Annotated in this window: 13 protein-coding genes; 12 read left to right on the top strand and 1 reads right to left on the bottom strand. The window is 45.3% G+C overall.

The window, feature by feature from the left end; translation table 11 throughout:
• The first annotated feature begins 58 nt into the window (after nt 1-58).
• Together QA442_RS17460 and srtA are read left to right on the top strand one after the other, a co-directional pair.
• Entirely contained in the window at nt 59-3,709 is a 3,651-nt protein-coding gene (locus tag QA442_RS17460; RefSeq protein ID WP_095432745.1) for a sortase-dependent nonspecific endonuclease YhcR, read from the top strand.
• Nucleotides 3,706-4,302: a sortase SrtA gene (srtA, locus tag QA442_RS17455; protein WP_095432744.1), complete on the top strand. Its 597-nt coding sequence runs from the start codon at nt 3,706-3,708 to the stop codon at nt 4,300-4,302. Before QA442_RS17460 ends, srtA begins: the two co-directional genes overlap by 4 nt.
• A 30-nt stretch (nt 4,303-4,332) precedes the next feature.
• Here the strand turns inward: srtA and QA442_RS17450 are convergent, their stop codons facing one another.
• The gene (locus tag QA442_RS17450; protein WP_095432743.1) at nt 4,333-5,241 is read right to left on the bottom strand and encodes an RluA family pseudouridine synthase; all 909 of its coding nucleotides are present in this window, start codon (nt 5,239-5,241) and stop codon (nt 4,333-4,335) included.
• A gap of 110 nt (nt 5,242-5,351) precedes the next feature.
• Between QA442_RS17450 and QA442_RS17445 the strand changes: the two genes are divergently transcribed.
• From QA442_RS17445 to QA442_RS17400, 10 genes are all read left to right on the top strand, one after another.
• Nucleotides 5,352-5,747 (top strand): YhcU family protein, encoded by a 396-nt coding sequence (locus QA442_RS17445; protein WP_095432742.1) that lies wholly within the window; start codon nt 5,352-5,354, stop codon nt 5,745-5,747.
• A 137-nt stretch (nt 5,748-5,884) separates the two neighbouring features.
• The gene (locus QA442_RS17440) at nt 5,885-6,307 is read left to right on the top strand and encodes a CBS domain-containing protein (RefSeq protein WP_014663329.1); all 423 of its coding nucleotides are present in this window, start codon (nt 5,885-5,887) and stop codon (nt 6,305-6,307) included.
• 125 nt (nt 6,308-6,432) lie between these two features.
• A complete protein-coding gene (locus QA442_RS17435; protein ID WP_095432741.1) occupies nt 6,433-7,095 on the top strand; it encodes an HAD family hydrolase in 663 nt (220 codons plus the stop codon).
• A gap of 15 nt (nt 7,096-7,110) precedes the next feature.
• Nucleotides 7,111-8,652 (top strand): bifunctional GNAT family N-acetyltransferase/carbon-nitrogen hydrolase family protein, encoded by a 1,542-nt coding sequence (locus QA442_RS17430; protein ID WP_095432740.1) that lies wholly within the window; start codon nt 7,111-7,113, stop codon nt 8,650-8,652.
• A gap of 372 nt (nt 8,653-9,024) precedes the next feature.
• Entirely contained in the window at nt 9,025-10,377 is a 1,353-nt protein-coding gene (locus QA442_RS17425; RefSeq protein WP_095432739.1) for an aspartate aminotransferase family protein, read from the top strand.
• A 27-nt stretch (nt 10,378-10,404) separates the two neighbouring features.
• The gene (gene glpP / locus QA442_RS17420) at nt 10,405-10,983 is read left to right on the top strand and encodes a glycerol uptake operon antiterminator GlpP (protein WP_014663334.1); all 579 of its coding nucleotides are present in this window, start codon (nt 10,405-10,407) and stop codon (nt 10,981-10,983) included.
• Nucleotides 10,984-11,161: 178 nt separating this feature from the next.
• Nucleotides 11,162-11,986, top strand: coding sequence for a glycerol uptake facilitator protein GlpF (glpF, locus tag QA442_RS17415; protein ID WP_003233386.1), 825 nt, complete (start codon nt 11,162-11,164; stop codon nt 11,984-11,986).
• Nucleotides 11,987-12,004: 18 nt separating this feature from the next.
• Nucleotides 12,005-13,495 (top strand): glycerol kinase GlpK, encoded by a 1,491-nt coding sequence (gene glpK, locus QA442_RS17410; protein ID WP_069149265.1) that lies wholly within the window; start codon nt 12,005-12,007, stop codon nt 13,493-13,495.
• 140 nt (nt 13,496-13,635) lie between these two features.
• Nucleotides 13,636-15,303: a glycerol-3-phosphate dehydrogenase gene (glpD, locus tag QA442_RS17405; RefSeq protein WP_014663337.1), complete on the top strand. Its 1,668-nt coding sequence runs from the start codon at nt 13,636-13,638 to the stop codon at nt 15,301-15,303.
• 131 nt (nt 15,304-15,434) lie between these two features.
• Nucleotides 15,435-17,180, top strand: a complete 1,746-nt coding sequence (locus QA442_RS17400; protein WP_095432738.1) for a phospho-sugar mutase — start codon at nt 15,435-15,437, stop codon at nt 17,178-17,180.
• Nucleotides 17,181-17,280: the final 100 nt, after the last annotated feature.

Genomic DNA, 17,280 nt, shown 5'->3' with positions numbered 1-17,280 from the left:
ATCAGCTGTATTTTGTGCCAGTCCGCCGCGTATTATGCAGAAGCCTGAAAGGAATTATATGCTGTCTGTCGAAATGGTAAGCAGACAAAGTCATTGTCATTATGTGTATATTAAGGGAGGAAATATGATGAGGCGTATGATGCATATGGTATTGATCATGGCATTGATATTCTTAAATGTCATGAACACGTGCGAAGCGGTAACTGCAGCTGAACCGCTGCAGGCTATATCAGTTGAGAAGGCAAAACAGCAAAAAGAAGGACAGGCGCTTGTCGAAGGATATGCAGTCGGCCAGGCTGTTTCCCCGCAGCATTACAAGCTGACAAGCCCATTTTCAAATGATTATAATGTCGCGCTGGCAGACCGCAAAAATGAGATATCGCCCGATCATATCCTTCCTGTGCAAATCCCTTCAGCTTTCAGAAACCAGTTTGGGCTGCAGACCAATCCGCTTCTTCTTGGAAAAAAGATAACGGTTCAAGGCAAGCTTGAAAATTACTTTAACACGACGGGACTTAAAAACGTTCAGTCGATGAACCTAACCGATGACACGAAAACTCCGCCGGCTGAACACACAATGACCATAAATGAAGCGCGGGGAAGGCTGAATGAAGAAGTAACGATAAAAGGGATCGTTACAGCTGATCAAAACGCAATCGGAGGCGGGAAGCTGTCGACCTTTTTGCAAGATGAAACCGGAGGCATTAACATGTATTCGCCTTCCCCCGAACAATTTCCTGAATTAAAAGAGGGCATGGATGTCACGGTGACAGGGAGAATCACGACTTACCAGGGACTGAAAGAAATCGTTCCAATCTTATCAGGCATCAAAATCAATCAGTCAAACCAGCCTCTCCCCGCCCCTAAACAATTAACAATCAATGAACTCATAAACGGCAGTCTGGGTGATCAGTATGAAGGCCGCCTTGTGACACTAACTGCATTTGTCTCCTCAATTCCAAGTTCTCCTTCAGGCGGCGGTTACAATGTAACGATGATTGATAACGATCATCATGCAATGACGCTCCGGGTTATGAATGAAACAGGGGTGATAGACGAACTTAATGAGGGTAAATGGTATGAATTTACTGGTGTGTTAAGCAGATACCAATCCTTTCAGCTGCTTCCGCGAAAATCGTCTGACCTGAAGCTGCTTGAAGAGCAGCCCGCACCTCCGTCTGCTGAGGGAGAATATGAAGGGATTGTTGACCGGGTTGTTGACGGCGATACCATTCATCTCAAATCTCCGGTTCTTGGAACGACCAAAATCCGGTTTGTAAATGTAGATACACCTGAAACATATCACACACCAAAAAATGACGCAGACGAAAATCAATTAAGATTTGGCAAAAAGGCATCTGACTATCTAAAAACGGTTCTGTCCCCAGGGGATAAAATCACTGTTAAGGTCGGGAGTGAAGCCAAGGACAGCTATGGTAGGCTGCTCGGACAAGTCATAACTGAATCAGGTTCCAACGTGAACTTAGAGCTTGTGAAAAAAGGCTATGCGCCGACATATTTTATTTGGCCGGTTGACAATGAAGAGGATTATCAGCAGTTTCAGTCCGCAGTAGCTGCTGCGAAAAAAGAACAAAAAGGAATTTGGAATGAAAACGATCCGCTCATGGAAATGCCGTTTGAATTCAGAGCCAGAGAGCAAGGGAAAGGCTTGACAAGATATGTAGGGGATTCGTCGAATCAAACATATGTGCAGCCGGCTGACTGGAAGAGGGTCGCGGTGGAAAACAGAATTTTCTTTGCATCAGCAAAGGAAGCGGAGAACGCAGGATATAAAATGAGGCAAACGGCACCTGAAAAAAATGTGCCGCTAAGAATTCTCAGCATGAATGATTTGCATGGCAAGATCGATCAGCAATATGAGCTTGATCTCGATGGGAACGGAACTGCAGACGGCACATTTGGACGCATGGACTATGCCGCCGCATATTTAAAAGAAAAAAAGGCTGATAAGAAAAACACGCTAATGGTGCACGCGGGAGATATGATCGGAGGCAGCTCTCCAGTTTCATCTCTTCTTCAGGATGAACCCACTGTAGAATTAATGGAGGACATCGGATTTGATGTCGGAACTGTGGGAAACCACGAATTCGATGAAGGCACCGATGAACTGCTGAGAATTTTAAATGGCGGTGATCACCCGAAAGGCACAAGCGGATATGATGGACAGAACTTTCCCCTTGTATGTGCCAATTGTAAAGTGAAATCAACTGGAGAGCCCTTTTTGCCGGCTTACGACATCATAAATGTGGAGGGCGTACCCGTGGCTTTTATCGGAGTTGTCACACAGTCCGCAGCTGGTATGGTTATGCCTGAAGGAATAAAAAATATCGAGTTTACAGATGAAGCGACAGCGGTGAATGAGGCGGCCAAAGAGCTGAAGAAAAAAGGCGTAAAGGCCATCGCAGTTCTCGCACATATGTCAGCTGAACAAAACGGCAACGCCATTACCGGAGAGTCTGCTGATCTTGCAAACAAAACAGATTCTGAAATTGACGTGATTTTTGCCGCGCATAATCATAAGGTTGTTAACGGCGAAGTGAATGGAAAACTGATTGTTCAAGCGTATGAATATGGAAAAGCGATAGGTGTCGTTGATGTAGAGATCGATAAAACGACAAAAGACATTGTCAAAAAGTCAGCGGAAATCGTATATGTGGATCAAAGTAAAATCGAACCGGATGCCAGCGCTTCAGCCATTTTAAAGAAATACGAAACTATTGCTGAACCGATTATCAGCGAAGTAGTCGGCGAAGCAGCTGTTGATATGGAAGGAGGGTATTCAAATGACGGCGATACACCACTTGGAAACCTGATTGCGGATGGAATGAGAACTGCCATGAAAACGGATTTCGCTCTTATGAATGGCGGAGGCATACGTGAAACGCTGAAAAAGGGCCCGATTACGTGGGGAGACCTTTACAATATTCAGCCGTTTGGAAATGTGTTAACGAAGCTTGAGATTAAAGGAAAAGATTTAAGAGAGATTATCAATGCGCAAATCTCGCCGGTTTTTGGGCCTGACTACAGCATCAGCGGGTTTACGTACACGTGGGATAAAGAAACTGGAAAAGCAGTCGATATGAAAATGGCAGATGGCACCGAGATCCAGCCTGATGCCACATATACATTAACCGTCAACAACTTTATGGCGACGGCGACAGGCACCAAATACCAGCCGATCGGATTGCTCGGGAAAAATCCGGTGACAGGGCCAGAGGATTTGGAAGCGACAGTTGAGTACGTGAAGAGTTTTGATGAGCCAATTGCGTATACAAAAGAGGGAAGGATTAAGCTCGCTGCAGCCAGTGATATTGAAGACCCTGTAACAGAAGACCCGGTTACGGAAGAGCCTGGAGATGACCTGGGGACGGAGCATCCAATGAAAGAGGTTCCAGAGCCTGATGTGGATTTGCCTGATATAAAAGAGACTCCGGGCACAGCACCGGTTCATCAGCTGCCACCTTCAGCCATTTTGAGATTCGTTGAAATACCTATCAACAACACAAAAAACGCTGCCAATAGCATCAGCACATTGCCTTTACGAAACGAGGGCGGGGAAAGCGGGTCAGAGCATCCGCTTCCGGATACATCAGCAAACTACTATAACTTTATGGTGATCGGTGCGGCGGTGACATTATCCGGAACTTATTTATATGTCAGAAGAAAAAGGAGCGCCTCCAGAACGTGAAAAAAGTTATTCCACTACTTATCATTGCGGCCGGCCTAGTGATCGCAGGCTATGGAGGCTTTAAATTGATCGATACGAATATGAAAACGGAACAGACATTAAAAGAAGCAAAACTGGCGGCGGAAAATCCGCAGGAACCTTCGGGAATGAAAAATAGCGCAGATCAGGCAAAGAACAAAGCATCATTTAAGCCAGAAACCGGCCAAGCGAGCGGCATTTTGGAAATACCGAAAATCAATGCAGAGCTTCCGATTGTGGAGGGCACTGATGCTGATGATTTAGAAAAAGGTGTCGGGCATTATAAGGATAGCTATTATCCTGATGAAAACGGACAAATTGTGCTGTCAGGGCATCGAGATACCGTGTTTCGCCGGACGGGAGAGCTGGAAAAGGGAGATCGGCTCCGCATTCTCCTGTCTTATGGAGAATTCACATATGAAATTGTAAAAACAAAAATTGTTGATAAGGATGACACATCTATTATCACGCTCCAGCATGAAAGGGAAGAGCTGATTCTGACGACCTGTTATCCGTTTTCATACGTGGGAAATGCCCCGAAGCGCTATATTATATATGGAAAGCGAGTCATTTAAAAAGCCGCAGGAAATACCTGCGGCTTTTCTTTATGAAAAATATGTAGAGTACAGGATTTCTATATCAGCCGGGAAAGGCGCTTCGGCAACAATCAGCTCGCCGGTTATCGGGTGAACCGCTTGTACTTTATTGGCGTGCAGCGCCTGCCTGTTTAACAGCTTGTTCCCGCCTCCGTAAAGCGAGTCTCCTATCAGTGGATGGCCGATGCTCGCCATATGAACACGAATTTGGTGTGTTCTTCCTGTTTCTAGCTCTAATTCAACGAGTGACAGACGCTCTTTCGCATTGCTGGCCATTACCTTGAAATGAGTAACGGCTGTTTGCCCGCTTGGTGAAATCCGACGCCTTGTAGGATGCGATCGGTCTCTGCCGATCGGTGAATCAATTGTTCCTTTTTTCGTCCGTAGCTTTCCTTCAGCGATGGCGGTATACGTACGCTTCAGCATCTTTTTCTCTAGCTGCTGGTCTAAGATGGCGTGTGCCAGACGATGCTTGGCAAAGACGATAGCGCCAGATGTATCCTGATCCAGACGGTGGACGTGGCGCACCTTACATGTTTCGCCATTTATCTGATAATGATACGCGATCAAATTAGCCAGTGTGCCTGTTTGCCCATCCTCATTCGGGTGCGTCGCTATGCCAGCTGGTTTATTGACGATGAGCATGTGATTGTCCTCAAATAAAATATCAAGCTCGCCATACTCCGGAATGACCGAAGATTCTTCACTTTCCTGAAGATCAATGAACACGCGGTCTCCCTTTTTTACAATCATATTGTTTAAGACGGATTCGTGATTGACCTTTATCTGATGATGCGTCATCCATTCTTGTATCACAGGTTTAGAAGCTTTGAGCCCTGTTTTGAGTATGGAAAACAGCCATTGGCCGTCCTGTTTTTCATTGATGAGGACCTCAAGCCCTCTGCCTTTTTGTTTCATGTCAAATGGCTCCTTTTCAAAGCGGAAGGCTGCTGTTTCTCATAGGAAACACTTACCTTAGCTTTCGCGTTTTTTTCTGTGCTATTCTTGAGTAAGACTTAGGATATTCGATGGCAAGAAAGGTGATTGACGTGAGAATTGTGAACGCAGCAACTGCAGAACAGGAGAGCTTTATCAAGGAGCTGTCTATGGAGCTGATCCATGATGTATTTCCTCTTTATTTCTCCGAGCTGGACATTCAGCGCTTTAAAAAGAAAGGCGTTCTATATTTAAATAACCATTATTACCAAGGAACATTAAAAGAAGCATTTCAAATTATGGCTTGTCTGCAAATGATACATATTATCCTGACAAAGCCATCGCCGCACTCTGATGTGAGTGATCAGGCGATTTTTGAAAAAAACAGCAAGATGCTGAATGATTTTGGGATTTATTTTCCGTTTGCTTTTTCTGACTTTCAAAAGAAGGCAAACAAAGCCTTTTTCGGTCACAGAAGGCTGATATAATCAGGTGGCAAGAGCTTTTCTATTTTCAGAAAAGCTCTTTTTTGTATCAGAGAAATCATATCATAAAACCTTTCCTCTAACTCCCTTTTTAAACGGCTCGTGTCTGAACATACTAATGATTGAAAGGGGTGCTGACAATGAGTTCAGTTAAAGATACAATGACAACGCAGGTGGCAACCGTTTCTCCGAATCAAACGATTCAGGAAGCGGCTTCTCTAATGAAACAGCATAACGTCGGGGCGATTCCCGTTGCAGAGCAAGGTGTTTTAAAAGGAATGCTGACTGACCGTGACATTGCATTAAGAACTACAGCTCAGGGCCGTGATGGCCAGACACCCGTTTCAGAAGTGATGTCAACAGAACTCGTATCAGGAAACCCTAATATGAGTCTGGAAGACGCGTCGCAGCTGATGGCCCAGCACCAAATCCGCCGCCTTCCTATTGTAGATCAAAACAATCTAGTCGGGATCGTTGCGCTTGGAGACCTGGCAGTCAATCAGATGTCGAACGAGTCTGCGGGAGCAGCGCTGACAAACATTTCTCACCAAAACATTCATTAAATAGAAAGAGCTTGCAGTGTGCAGGCTCTTTCTTCACATAAACCTTACTTTTTGAAAGCAGACTTGTTTCGGGGTATAGTAAATGTATACATATGTCTCAATTCGGACTAAAGGAGTTGTACCGAGTGATTAAAGCGTTAATTTTTGATTTTGACGGACTTATTCTAGATACAGAAACACACGAATATGAGGTCCTTCAGGAAATATTTGAAGAGCACGGCTCAGTGCTGCCGCTATCTGTCTGGGGGAAGGTCATCGGAACTGCAGCGGGATTCCGGCCTTTTGAATATTTAGAAGAGCAGATCGGGAAAAAGCTGAATCATGAAGAGCTCACAAAATTGAGAAGAGAGCGGTTTGCCAAACGCATGGAAACAGAAAAAGCGAGACCTGGTGTCGAAGCGTATTTGAATGCGGCAAAGGATTTAGGCTTAAAAGTAGGCCTTGCTTCCAGCTCCGATTATAAATGGGTATCGGGCCATTTGAAGCAAATCGGGCTGTTTGATGATTTTGAGGTTATTCAAACGGCGGATGATGTGGAAGAGGTAAAGCCGAATCCTGAGCTCTATTTATTGGCGGCAAAGAATCTCGGGGTATCGCCAGCGGAATGTCTCGCGTTTGAGGATTCTGTCAATGGTTCGATTGCTGCGAAACGCGCAGGAATGAAGTGTGTCATTGTCCCGAATAAAGTAACGGGCACCTTGATGTTTGAAGACTATGATCACAGGCTTGAATCAATGGCGGAAATGGAGCTCGCCCTATTGCTTGAGCATCTGAACTCACAAAACTAGAAAGGAGCGAGTAGGTTGTCTGAGAAATTAGATTTGACCCGGTTTGAAAAGAAAATGGTTATCCGCAATATCGAAGAGAAAGACATCGACAAGATTATCGATCTTCAAAAGGACTGCTTTCCGGGGATGGAGCCTTGGAAGAGAGAGCATTTAATCAGCCATTTGGAGCATTTTCCAGAGGGGCAGTTTTGTGCAGAATTCGAAGGTGAAATTATCGGTTCTTGCTCAAGTCTCCTGATTAACTTTGATGAATATGATGACCGCCATACGTGGCAGGACATTACCGATGACGGTTATATCACCAACCATAATCCGGACGGCTTGAATATGTACGGAATTGAGGTCATGGTGCATCCTAAATACAGACGAATGAAGATCGGCCATCGTTTGTACGAGGCGAGAAAGGATTTAGCGAGACGCTTAAACCTAAAAAGCATCATCATAGGCGGACGGATTCCGAACTACCACAAGTATGCAGATGAAATGACGGCCAGAGAGTATGTTGAACAGGTGACACGCCACCAAATTTACGATCCGGTCCTTTCTTTTCAGCTGATGAACGGCTTTACCCTTATGCGAATTAACCCGAATTATCTCCCGGATGATACAGCTTCGATCAAGTATGCGACGCTGATGGAATGGAATAATGTCGATTATCTTCCGCAGCAGACAAAGCGCTATTATAAGTCAGCGTTCCCTGTGAGAATTTGTGTAATCCAATATGAAATGAAGAAAATTTATTCCTTTGAGGAATTTGCGAATCAAGTAGAATACTATGTCGATGTTGCTTCTGACGCGAGATCTGATTTTGCGGTGTTCCCGGAAATTTTCACAACCCAGCTCATGTCTTTCCTTGAAGAAAGGTCGCCGAGCTTGGCGGTACAGAGAATTACCGAGTATACAGAAGATTACATCAGCCTTTTTACTGATTTGGCTGTAAAGTATAACGTCAACATTATCGGCGGATCACATTTCGTCGAAGAGGAAGGCAAAATCTATAATATCGCCTACCTGTTCAGACGGGACGGAACGATCGAGAAGCAATATAAACTCCATATTACACCGAATGAACGCAAATGGTGGGGAATCAGCGCCGGAGACCAGGTTCGCGTGTTTGATACAGACTGCGGAAAAATTGCGATCCAGATCTGTTATGACATTGAATTTCCTGAGCTTGCCCGGATTGCGGCTGACAAAGGCGCCAAAATCATCTTTACGCCATTTTGTACAGAAGACCGTCAAGGCTATTTGCGTGTCAGATACTGTTCGCAGGCTAGGGCGGTTGAAAATCAAATTTATACCGTTATCTCGGGAACGGTTGGAAACCTGCCGCAAACGGAAAACATGGATATCCAATACGCCCAGTCAGGCATCTTTGCCCCGTCTGATTTTGAATTCGCCCGAGACGGTATTGTCGGCGAAACAAACCCGAATATTGAAATGGTCGTCATCGGTGATGTTGACTTGGAAATTCTCAGAAGACAGCGCCAAAACGGCACAGTGCGCCAGCTAAAAGACAGGCGGCGTGATATTTATCATATTCACTATAAGAAATAATCCGGAAACCCGCCTGAATTGGCGGGTTTTTTTGAAACAAAAGCGGAATTGATACGTTTACTTTAAATTATATATTGTCTTATAAAGTTTCTGTATTTTCGTCAGAAAACGGCTAGGCCTTACATTGCTATTGCAGGGCTGTCCAAGTCGTTTCGTGTGAGACCTTTATCAGTCCGATGCTGAGATTGTCACTTTGCCTGTTCTGGCTGCATCTTCTTTCTTCTTGAGGAAAGAGGACGTTTTATGATTGACACGGTTTATTGACTCTGGCCCCGTCTGGCTTTATATTGAAGGCAGGGAAATCATCACCAAGACATCACATAAAGAGAAGGTCTGTTTCAATGAATTGGCATTTTAGGGTACGCTAATGAAATGGAGATGATGGGGATGGAAAACATTCAGCAAAATCAGGGATTAAAGCAAAAAGATGAGCAATTTGTGTGGCATGCCATGAAGGGAGCGCATCAAGCGGAAAGCCTGATTGCCCAGAAGGCTGAAGGGGCCTGGGTAACCGACATAGACGGACGACGCTATTTGGATGCGATGTCCGGTTTGTGGTGCGTCAATATTGGTTACGGCAGAAAGGAGCTTGCGGAGGCTGCCTATGAGCAATTAAAGGAGCTGCCTTATTACCCGTTAACGCAAAGTCACGCACCCGCAATTGAACTGGCGGAAAAGCTGAATGAATGGCTTGGCGGCGATTATGTGATCTTTTTTTCCAACAGCGGATCGGAAGCTAACGAAACTGCTTTTAAAATTGCCCGCCAGTACCATCTGCAAAATGGCGATCACAGCCGTTATAAATTCATCTCAAGATATCGGGCATACCACGGCAATACATTGGGAGCGCTCTCAGCTACCGGACAGGCGCAGCGGAAATATAAATACGAGCCTTTAAGCCAAGGGTTCCTGCATGCAGCTCCGCCAGATATATACCGGAATCCTGTTGATGCTGATACGCTTGAAAGCGCAAATGAAATCGACCGCATCATGACATGGGAATTAAGCGAAACGATTGCCGGGGTCATTATGGAGCCCATTATTACAGGCGGAGGCATCCTAATGCCGCCTGACGGATATATGAAGAAGGTGGAGGACATTTGCCGGCGCCACGGAGCTCTTTTGATTTGCGATGAAGTGATCTGCGGATTTGGACGGACAGGCGAGCCGTTCGGGTTTATGCACTACGGCGTGAAGCCTGATATCATTACGATGGCGAAGGGAATCACAAGCGCGTACCTGCCATTGTCAGCTACTGCTGTGAAACGGGACATTTTCGAAGCGTATCAGGGAGAAGCTCCTTATGACCGTTTCCGCCACGTGAACACGTTCGGCGGAAGCCCGGCTGCCTGTGCCTTGGCATTGAAAAACCTGCAAATTATGGAGGACGAACAGCTGATTCAGCGCTCACGCGATCTTGGAGCAAAGCTTTTAGGTGAGCTTCAAGCTCTGAGAGAACACCCGGCAGTCGGAGACGTCAGAGGAAAAGGGCTGCTGATCGGAATCGAACTCATCAAAGATAAATTAACCAAAGAGCCGGCTGATGCTGACAAAGTAAATCAAGTGGTTGCGGCATGCAAAGAAAAAGGGCTGATTATCGGCAAAAACGGAGATACAGTTGCCGGCTACAACAACGTCATCCAGCTCGCACCGCCATTTTGCCTGACAGAAGAGGACCTTTCCTTTATCGTGAAAACGGTGAAAGAAAGCTTTCAAACGATATAATATAAAAGTGATTGATTAAAGGAGCACATGATGAGTTTTCACAACCAGCCGATCTTACCGGCTATTCGCAATATGAAGCAATTTGATGAGTTTTTGAACAGTTCATTCTCTTACGGTGTTATTCTTGATATCCATCTCGGCCAGCTGAAGGGCGTGATCAGAGAAGCGCAAAAGCATGGAAAGAACATGATGGTGCACGTCGATCTTATTCAAGGGATTAAGCATGACGAATACGGAGCGGAATTTATATGTCAGGATATCAAGCCCGCTGGGATTATTTCAACAAGATCGAACGTGATTGCCAAAGCGAAGCAGAAGAAAATTTATGCTATTCAGCGCCTGTTTTTGCTTGATACAAGCGCGATGGAGAAAAGCATGGAGTTTATCGGCAAACATAAGCCTGACTTCATCGAAGTGCTTCCCGGCATCGTTCCGTCACTCATTCAGGAAATAAAGGAGAAAACGGGGATTCCCATCTTTGCCGGCGGCTTCATCCGTACGGAAGAGGATGTAGAGCAGGCATTGAAAGCGGGGGCTGTAGCTGTCACAACATCTAATACCAAATTGTGGAAAAAATATGAAAACTTTTTGACAGAAAGTGATTGACACCGCTTTCATAGACTGATACAATTGCACTAGGTTAATACATTGTGATGGAGAACTCGGAGACCACAGCAGCTCTTTACGGCAAATGTTTATGCACCCGTAAAGCGGTTTGTTGTGGTTTTTTTATTCTCTTCTTCTCTATCATGCTTTTTAATCGTGACTTTAGGAGGAATGTGCTATGACAGCATTTTGGGGAGAAGTCATCGGTACGATGCTGCTTATTATTTTTGGTGCAGGTGTTTGTGCAGGTGTCAATTTAAAGAAATCGCTTTCATTCCAGTCTGGCTGGATTGTTGTTGTATTTGGATGGGGATTGGGTGTTGCCATGGCGGCTTACGCGGTAGGCGGTATCAGCGGCGCCCATTTGAATCCGGCGCTAACGATAGCGCTTGCATTTGTTGGGGATTTTCCATGGAAAGAGGTTCCGGTTTATATTGCGGCGCAAATGATCGGAGCGATCATCGGTGCGGTGATTATTTATCTGCATTACCTGCCGCATTGGAAGTCAACAGATGATCCCGCTGCCAAGCTGGGTGTTTTCTCAACAGGACCAAGCATTCCGCATACATTTGCAAACGTTTTAAGCGAAGTGATTGGGACATTTGTCCTTGTGCTTGGAATCTTGGCCATTGGGGCAAATCAATTTACAGAAGGACTTAATCCTTTAATCGTTGGTTTCCTCATTGTAGCGATCGGTATTTCTCTAGGGGGCACCACCGGCTATGCCATTAATCCTGCGCGTGACTTAGGTCCGCGGATCGCCCACGCATTTCTTCCGATTCCGGGAAAGGGCTCATCAAACTGGAAATACGCATGGGTTCCGGTAGTCGGCCCGATTTTAGGCGGATCGTTCGGGGGCGTATTTTACAACGCTGCATTTAAAGGGCACATCACGAGCAGTTTCTGGATTGTAAGCGTTATATTGGTTGTGGTATTGTTAGGACTCTATGTCTATACGAAATCACATTCTGCTAAAACATTATCAAATTCAAAATATATTTAATCAAAGGGGAGACATCTTATGGAAACGTACATTTTATCCTTAGATCAGGGGACAACAAGTTCAAGAGCGATTCTGTTTAATAAAGAAGGCAAAATCGTTCACTCCGCTCAAAAGGAATTTACACAATACTTCCCGAATCCTGGCTGGGTTGAGCATAATGCCAATGAAATTTGGGGCTCTGTGCTCGCGGTTATCGCGTCAGTCATCTCTGAATCAGGAATCAGCGCTTCTCAAATTGCCGGCATCGGCATCACGAACCAGCGCGAGACGACGGTTGTGTGGGATAAAGATACAGGAAGTCCTGTCTATAATGCAATTGTTTGGCAGTCCAGACAGACGTCCGGCATTTGTGAGGAACTTCGTGAAAAAGGATATAATGATAAATTCAGAGAAAAAACTGGGCTTTTAATCGATCCATACTTCTCCGGCACGAAGGTGAAGTGGATTTTAGATAATGTGGAAGGCGCAAGAGAAAAAGCGGAAAAAGGCGAGCTGCTGTTCGGAACGATTGATACATGGCTCATTTGGAAAATGTCAGGCGGAAAAGCGCATGTGACCGATTACTCCAATGCCTCCAGAACGCTGATGTTTAATATTTACGATTTAAAATGGGACGATGAACTGCTCGACATTTTAGGCATACCGAAATCCATGCTCCCTGAAGTGAAGCCGTCTTCCCATGTGTATGCGGAGACTGTTGATTATCATTTCTTCGGAAAAAATATCCCGATTGCGGGAGCGGCAGGCGACCAGCAGTCCGCATTGTTCGGCCAAGCGTGCTTTGAAGAAGGCATGGGAAAAAACACATACGGCACTGGATGTTTCATGCTGATGAATACCGGGGAAAAAGCAATTAAGTCCGAACACGGGCTTTTGACGACAATCGCTTGGGGCATTGACGGAAAAGTGAACTATGCGTTAGAAGGAAGCATTTTTGTCGCAGGCTCTGCCATCCAGTGGCTTAGAGACGGATTGAGAATGTTCCAGGATTCATCGCTAAGCGAATCTTATGCAGAAAAAGTAGATTCAACTGACGGCGTGTATGTTGTTCCGGCATTTGTCGGATTGGGAACACCTTACTGGGACAGCGATGTGCGCGGTTCGGTTTTCGGCCTGACAAGAGGGACAACAAAAGAGCACTTTATCCGTGCGACACTGGAGTCATTGGCTTATCAGACAAAAGATGTGCTTGACGCAATGGAAGCAGATTCAAACATTTCATTAAAGACGCTTCGTGTAGACGGAGGAGCTGTGAAAAACAATTTCCTGATGCAGTTCCAGGGAGATCTGCTGAATGTTCCTGTGGAGCGTCCGGAAATTAATGAAACGACTGCACTTGGCGCGGCTTATTTGGCAGGTATCGCTGTGGGATTCTGGAAGGACCGTTCTGAAATCGCGAACCAGTGGAATCTGGATAAACGGTTTGAACCTGAATTAGAAGAAGAAAAACGAAATGAGCTGTATAAAGGCTGGCAAAAAGCCGTGAAAGCAGCTATGGCTTTTAAATAATGCAATACTATGGTATAATGGTTACAAGTTAATAAGAACGGTCCTGAGACGAGGAGAGACCACAGCACCAAAGTGTAAGCATGCACTTTGGCTGTTGTGGTCTCTTTTTCTATTTACCGTGACAACAAGGAGGAAACGTAATGATGAAACATCAATTTTCAAGTCTTGAAAGAGATCGCATGCTGACAGACATGACGAAAAAAACATATGACCTATTTATTATCGGGGGAGGAATTACAGGAGCGGGAACAGCTCTTGACGCGGCATCAAGGGGTATGAAGGTCGCACTAAGCGAAATGCAGGACTTTGCGGCGGGGACATCAAGCCGATCAACGAAGCTGGTACATGGCGGCTTGCGCTATTTAAAACAATTTGAAGTGAAAATGGTCGCTGAGGTAGGGAAAGAACGGGCGATTGTGTATGAAAACGGTCCGCATGTCACTACACCGGAATGGATGCTGCTGCCGTTTCATAAAGGCGGCACATTCGGTTCATTTACAACATCCATCGGGTTACGAGTGTATGACTTCCTTGCAGGTGTGAAAAAGTCAGAACGAAGAAGCATGCTTTCAGCAAAAGAAACGCTGCAAAAAGAGCCTTTGGTGAAAAAAGACGGCTTAAAAGGCGGCGGGTACTATGTGGAATACCGCACTGACGACGCGAGACTGACAATCGAAGTCATGAAGGAAGCGGTGAAATTCGGGGCAGAGCCAGTGAATTACTCCAAAGTGAAGGAGCTTCTTTACGAAAAAGGCAAAGCCGTCGGCGTATTAATGGAAGATGTGCTGACAAAGAAAGAATATAAAGTGTATGCGAAAAAAATTGTCAATGCGACAGGTCCTTGGGTCGATCAGCTCAGAGAAAAAGACCATTCGAAAAACGGAAAGCATTTGCAGCATACAAAAGGCATTCACCTTGTATTTGACCAGTCTGTCTTTCCGCTGAAACAGGCTGTATATTTTGATACACCTGATGGCCGGATGGTATTTGCGATTCCTCGTGAAGGCAAAACATACGTGGGAACAACAGACACTGTTTACAAAGAGGCGCTGGAGCATCCGCGGATGACAACGGAGGATCGTGATTATGTCATCAATTCAATCAATTATATGTTCCCGGAACTGAATATCACTGCGAATGACATCGAATCCAGCTGGGCAGGGCTGCGTCCGCTGATTCATGAAGAAGGCAAAGATCCTTCTGAAATTTCACGGAAAGACGAGATTTGGACATCTGACTCAGGCTTGATCACCATTGCCGGCGGAAAACTGACTGGATACAGAAAAATGGCGGAGCACATCGTTGATCTTGTGCGTGACCGCTTAAAAGAAGAAGGCGCAAAGGATTTTGGCCCGTGTAAAACGAAAAACATGCCAATCTCAGGCGGGCACGTCGGAGGTTCGAAAAATCTCATGTCCTTCGTTACCGCGAAAACAAAAGAAGGAATTGCAGCCGGTTTATCAGAAAAAGACGCAAAACAGCTGGCGATCAGATACGGCTCTAACGTAGATCGCGTCTTTGACCGGATAGAAGCGCTGAAAGATGAGGCCGCGAAACGCAACATTCCGGTTCATATTCTTGCTGAGGCAGAATACAGTATAGAAGAAGAGATGACTGCAACCCCTGCTGACTTCTTTGTCCGCAGAACGGGACGTTTATTCTTTGATATCAATTGGGTAAGAACATATAAAGATGCCGTTATTGATTTTATGAGCGAGCGATTCCAATGGGATGAGCAGACGAAAAACAAACATACAGAAAACCTCAACATGCTTTTACACGATGCGGTTGTGCCGCTTGAACAATAAATCATAACGGGCTGTCTGCAGCCCGTTATTTCTTTTTACGTGCCGAAAGTGCCAGATCTCAGGTTATCAAGTGACAGAGGCACCCGCTTCATATAAAATAATGGCATAAGCTGATACATAGGAGGACGAACATGACTTGGAGAAAGAGCTATGAACGCTGGAAACAAACAGAACATTTAGATCCGGAATTAAAAGAGCGCCTCACTGAATTAGAGGGGAATGAACAGGCTCTTGAGGACTGTTTCTATAAAGAACTTGAATTCGGTACCGGCGGAATGCGCGGAGAAATCGGCGCTGGGACGAATCGGATGAATATTTACACTGTGCGCAAAGCATCAGCCGGGTTTGCGGCATACATCTTGAAGCAAGGTGAGGAAGCAAAAAAACGGGGCGTTGTCATTGCTTATGATTCTCGCCATAAATCGCCGGAATTTGCGATGGAAGCGGCAAAAACACTTGCGACACAAGGCATCCAAACATACGTGTTTGATGAGCTTCGCCCGACGCCAGAGCTGTCATTCGCTGTCAGGCAGCTAAACGCTTATGGAGGGATTGTGGTAACAGCAAGCCATAACCCGCCTGAATATAACGGCTACAAAGTATACGGTGATGATGGCGGCCAGCTGCCTCCGAAGGGAGCGGACATCGTCATTGAACAGGTAAACGCAATTGAAAATGAGCTGACAATCACAGTGGACGAAGAAAATGCGTTAAAAGAAAAAGGCTTAATCAAGATCATCGGTGAAGACATTGATAAAGTTTATACAGAAAAACTGACGTCCATTTCTGTCCATCCTGAATTATCGAAAGAAGTAGATGTAAAGGTTGTTTTCACACCGTTGCATGGAACTGCTAATAAACCGGTCAGACGCGGCCTTGAAGCGCTCGGCTACAAAAATGTAACGGTTGTCAAAGAACAGGAACTGCCTGATCCAAACTTTTCCACTGTTGCATCGCCAAACCCAGAAGAGCATGCGGCATTCGAATATGCCATTAAGCTTGGGGAGGAGCAGCATGCAGATATTCTCATCGCGACAGACCCTGATGCTGACCGCCTCGGCATCGCGGTGAAAGACGATCAAGGCAAATATACAGTGCTGACAGGAAACCAAACCGGAGCGCTGCTGCTTCATTACCTGCTTTCTGAAAAGAAAAAACAAGGCATCCTGCCAAATAACGGTGTTGTTCTCAAAACGATTGTCACAAGCGAAATCGGCCGTGCCGTAGCTTCATCATTCGGCCTTGATACCATTGATACGCTGACAGGCTTCAAGTTTATCGGTGAAAAGATCAAGGAATACGAGGCATCAGGCCAGTATACCTTCCAATTCGGTTATGAAGAGAGCTACGGTTATTTAATCGGCGATTTTGCCCGCGATAAGGACGCCATTCAGGCCGCGCTTTTGGCAGTTGAAGTTTGCGCGTTTTATAAAAAGCAGGGAATGTCATTATATGAAGCCCTTATCAATCTCTTTAACGAGTATGGGTTTTATCGTGAAGGGCTGAAATCTCTGACACTGAAAGGAAAACAAGGAGCAGAGCAAATTGAAGCGATTCTTGCATCCTTCAGAAAAAATCCGCCGCAGAAAATGGCCGGCAAACAGGTTGTTACAGCAGAAGATTACGCTGTAAGCAAACGGACGCTTCTGACTGAAAACAAAGAAGAAGCCATCGACTTGCCAAAATCAAATGTGCTGAAATACTTCCTGGAAGACGGGTCTTGGTTCTGTCTTCGTCCTTCTGGAACAGAGCCAAAAGTGAAATTCTATTTCGCCGTAAAAGGGTCATCTTTAGAAGACAGTGAAAAGCGTCTTGCCGCCCTTTCTGAGGATGTAATGAAAACGGTAGATGAAATTGTTGAGTCAACGAAAAAATAATTCAAGTATGAGCTGGGTCATTGTAAATGATCCAGCTTTTTCTTTTTCTCATCCAAAAGTCTGAAAGAAAATCATCCCATCAGTGAAGTAATGAAATACA

Origin of the sequence: Bacillus stercoris (genome assembly GCF_029772985.1) — a bacterium.
Lineage (GTDB): Bacteria > Bacillota > Bacilli > Bacillales > Bacillaceae > Bacillus > Bacillus stercoris.
The sequence above is the reverse complement of the archived record's forward strand: the minus strand, read 5'-3'. Positions and strand labels throughout refer to the sequence as shown.

Excerpts from the sequence above, each read along its gene's own strand:
- QA442_RS17440 (WP_014663329.1), top strand. The coding sequence starts at position 5,885 with ATGAGTTCAGTTAAAGATACAATGACAACGCAGGTGGCAACCGTTTCT.
- QA442_RS17425 (WP_095432739.1), top strand. The coding sequence starts at position 9,025 with ATGGAGATGATGGGGATGGAAAACATTCAGCAAAATCAGGGATTAAAG.
- QA442_RS17445 (WP_095432742.1), top strand. The coding sequence starts at position 5,352 with ATGGCAAGAAAGGTGATTGACGTGAGAATTGTGAACGCAGCAACTGCA.
- QA442_RS17400 (WP_095432738.1), top strand. The coding sequence starts at position 15,435 with ATGACTTGGAGAAAGAGCTATGAACGCTGGAAACAAACAGAACATTTA.
- glpD (WP_014663337.1), top strand. The coding sequence starts at position 13,636 with ATGATGAAACATCAATTTTCAAGTCTTGAAAGAGATCGCATGCTGACA.
- QA442_RS17460 (WP_095432745.1), top strand. The coding sequence starts at position 59 with ATGCTGTCTGTCGAAATGGTAAGCAGACAAAGTCATTGTCATTATGTG.
- glpK (WP_069149265.1), top strand. The coding sequence starts at position 12,005 with ATGGAAACGTACATTTTATCCTTAGATCAGGGGACAACAAGTTCAAGA.
- glpP (WP_014663334.1), top strand. The coding sequence starts at position 10,405 with ATGATGAGTTTTCACAACCAGCCGATCTTACCGGCTATTCGCAATATG.
- QA442_RS17450 (WP_095432743.1), bottom strand. The coding sequence starts at position 5,241 with ATGAAACAAAAAGGCAGAGGGCTTGAGGTCCTCATCAATGAAAAACAG.
- glpF (WP_003233386.1), top strand. The coding sequence starts at position 11,162 with ATGACAGCATTTTGGGGAGAAGTCATCGGTACGATGCTGCTTATTATT.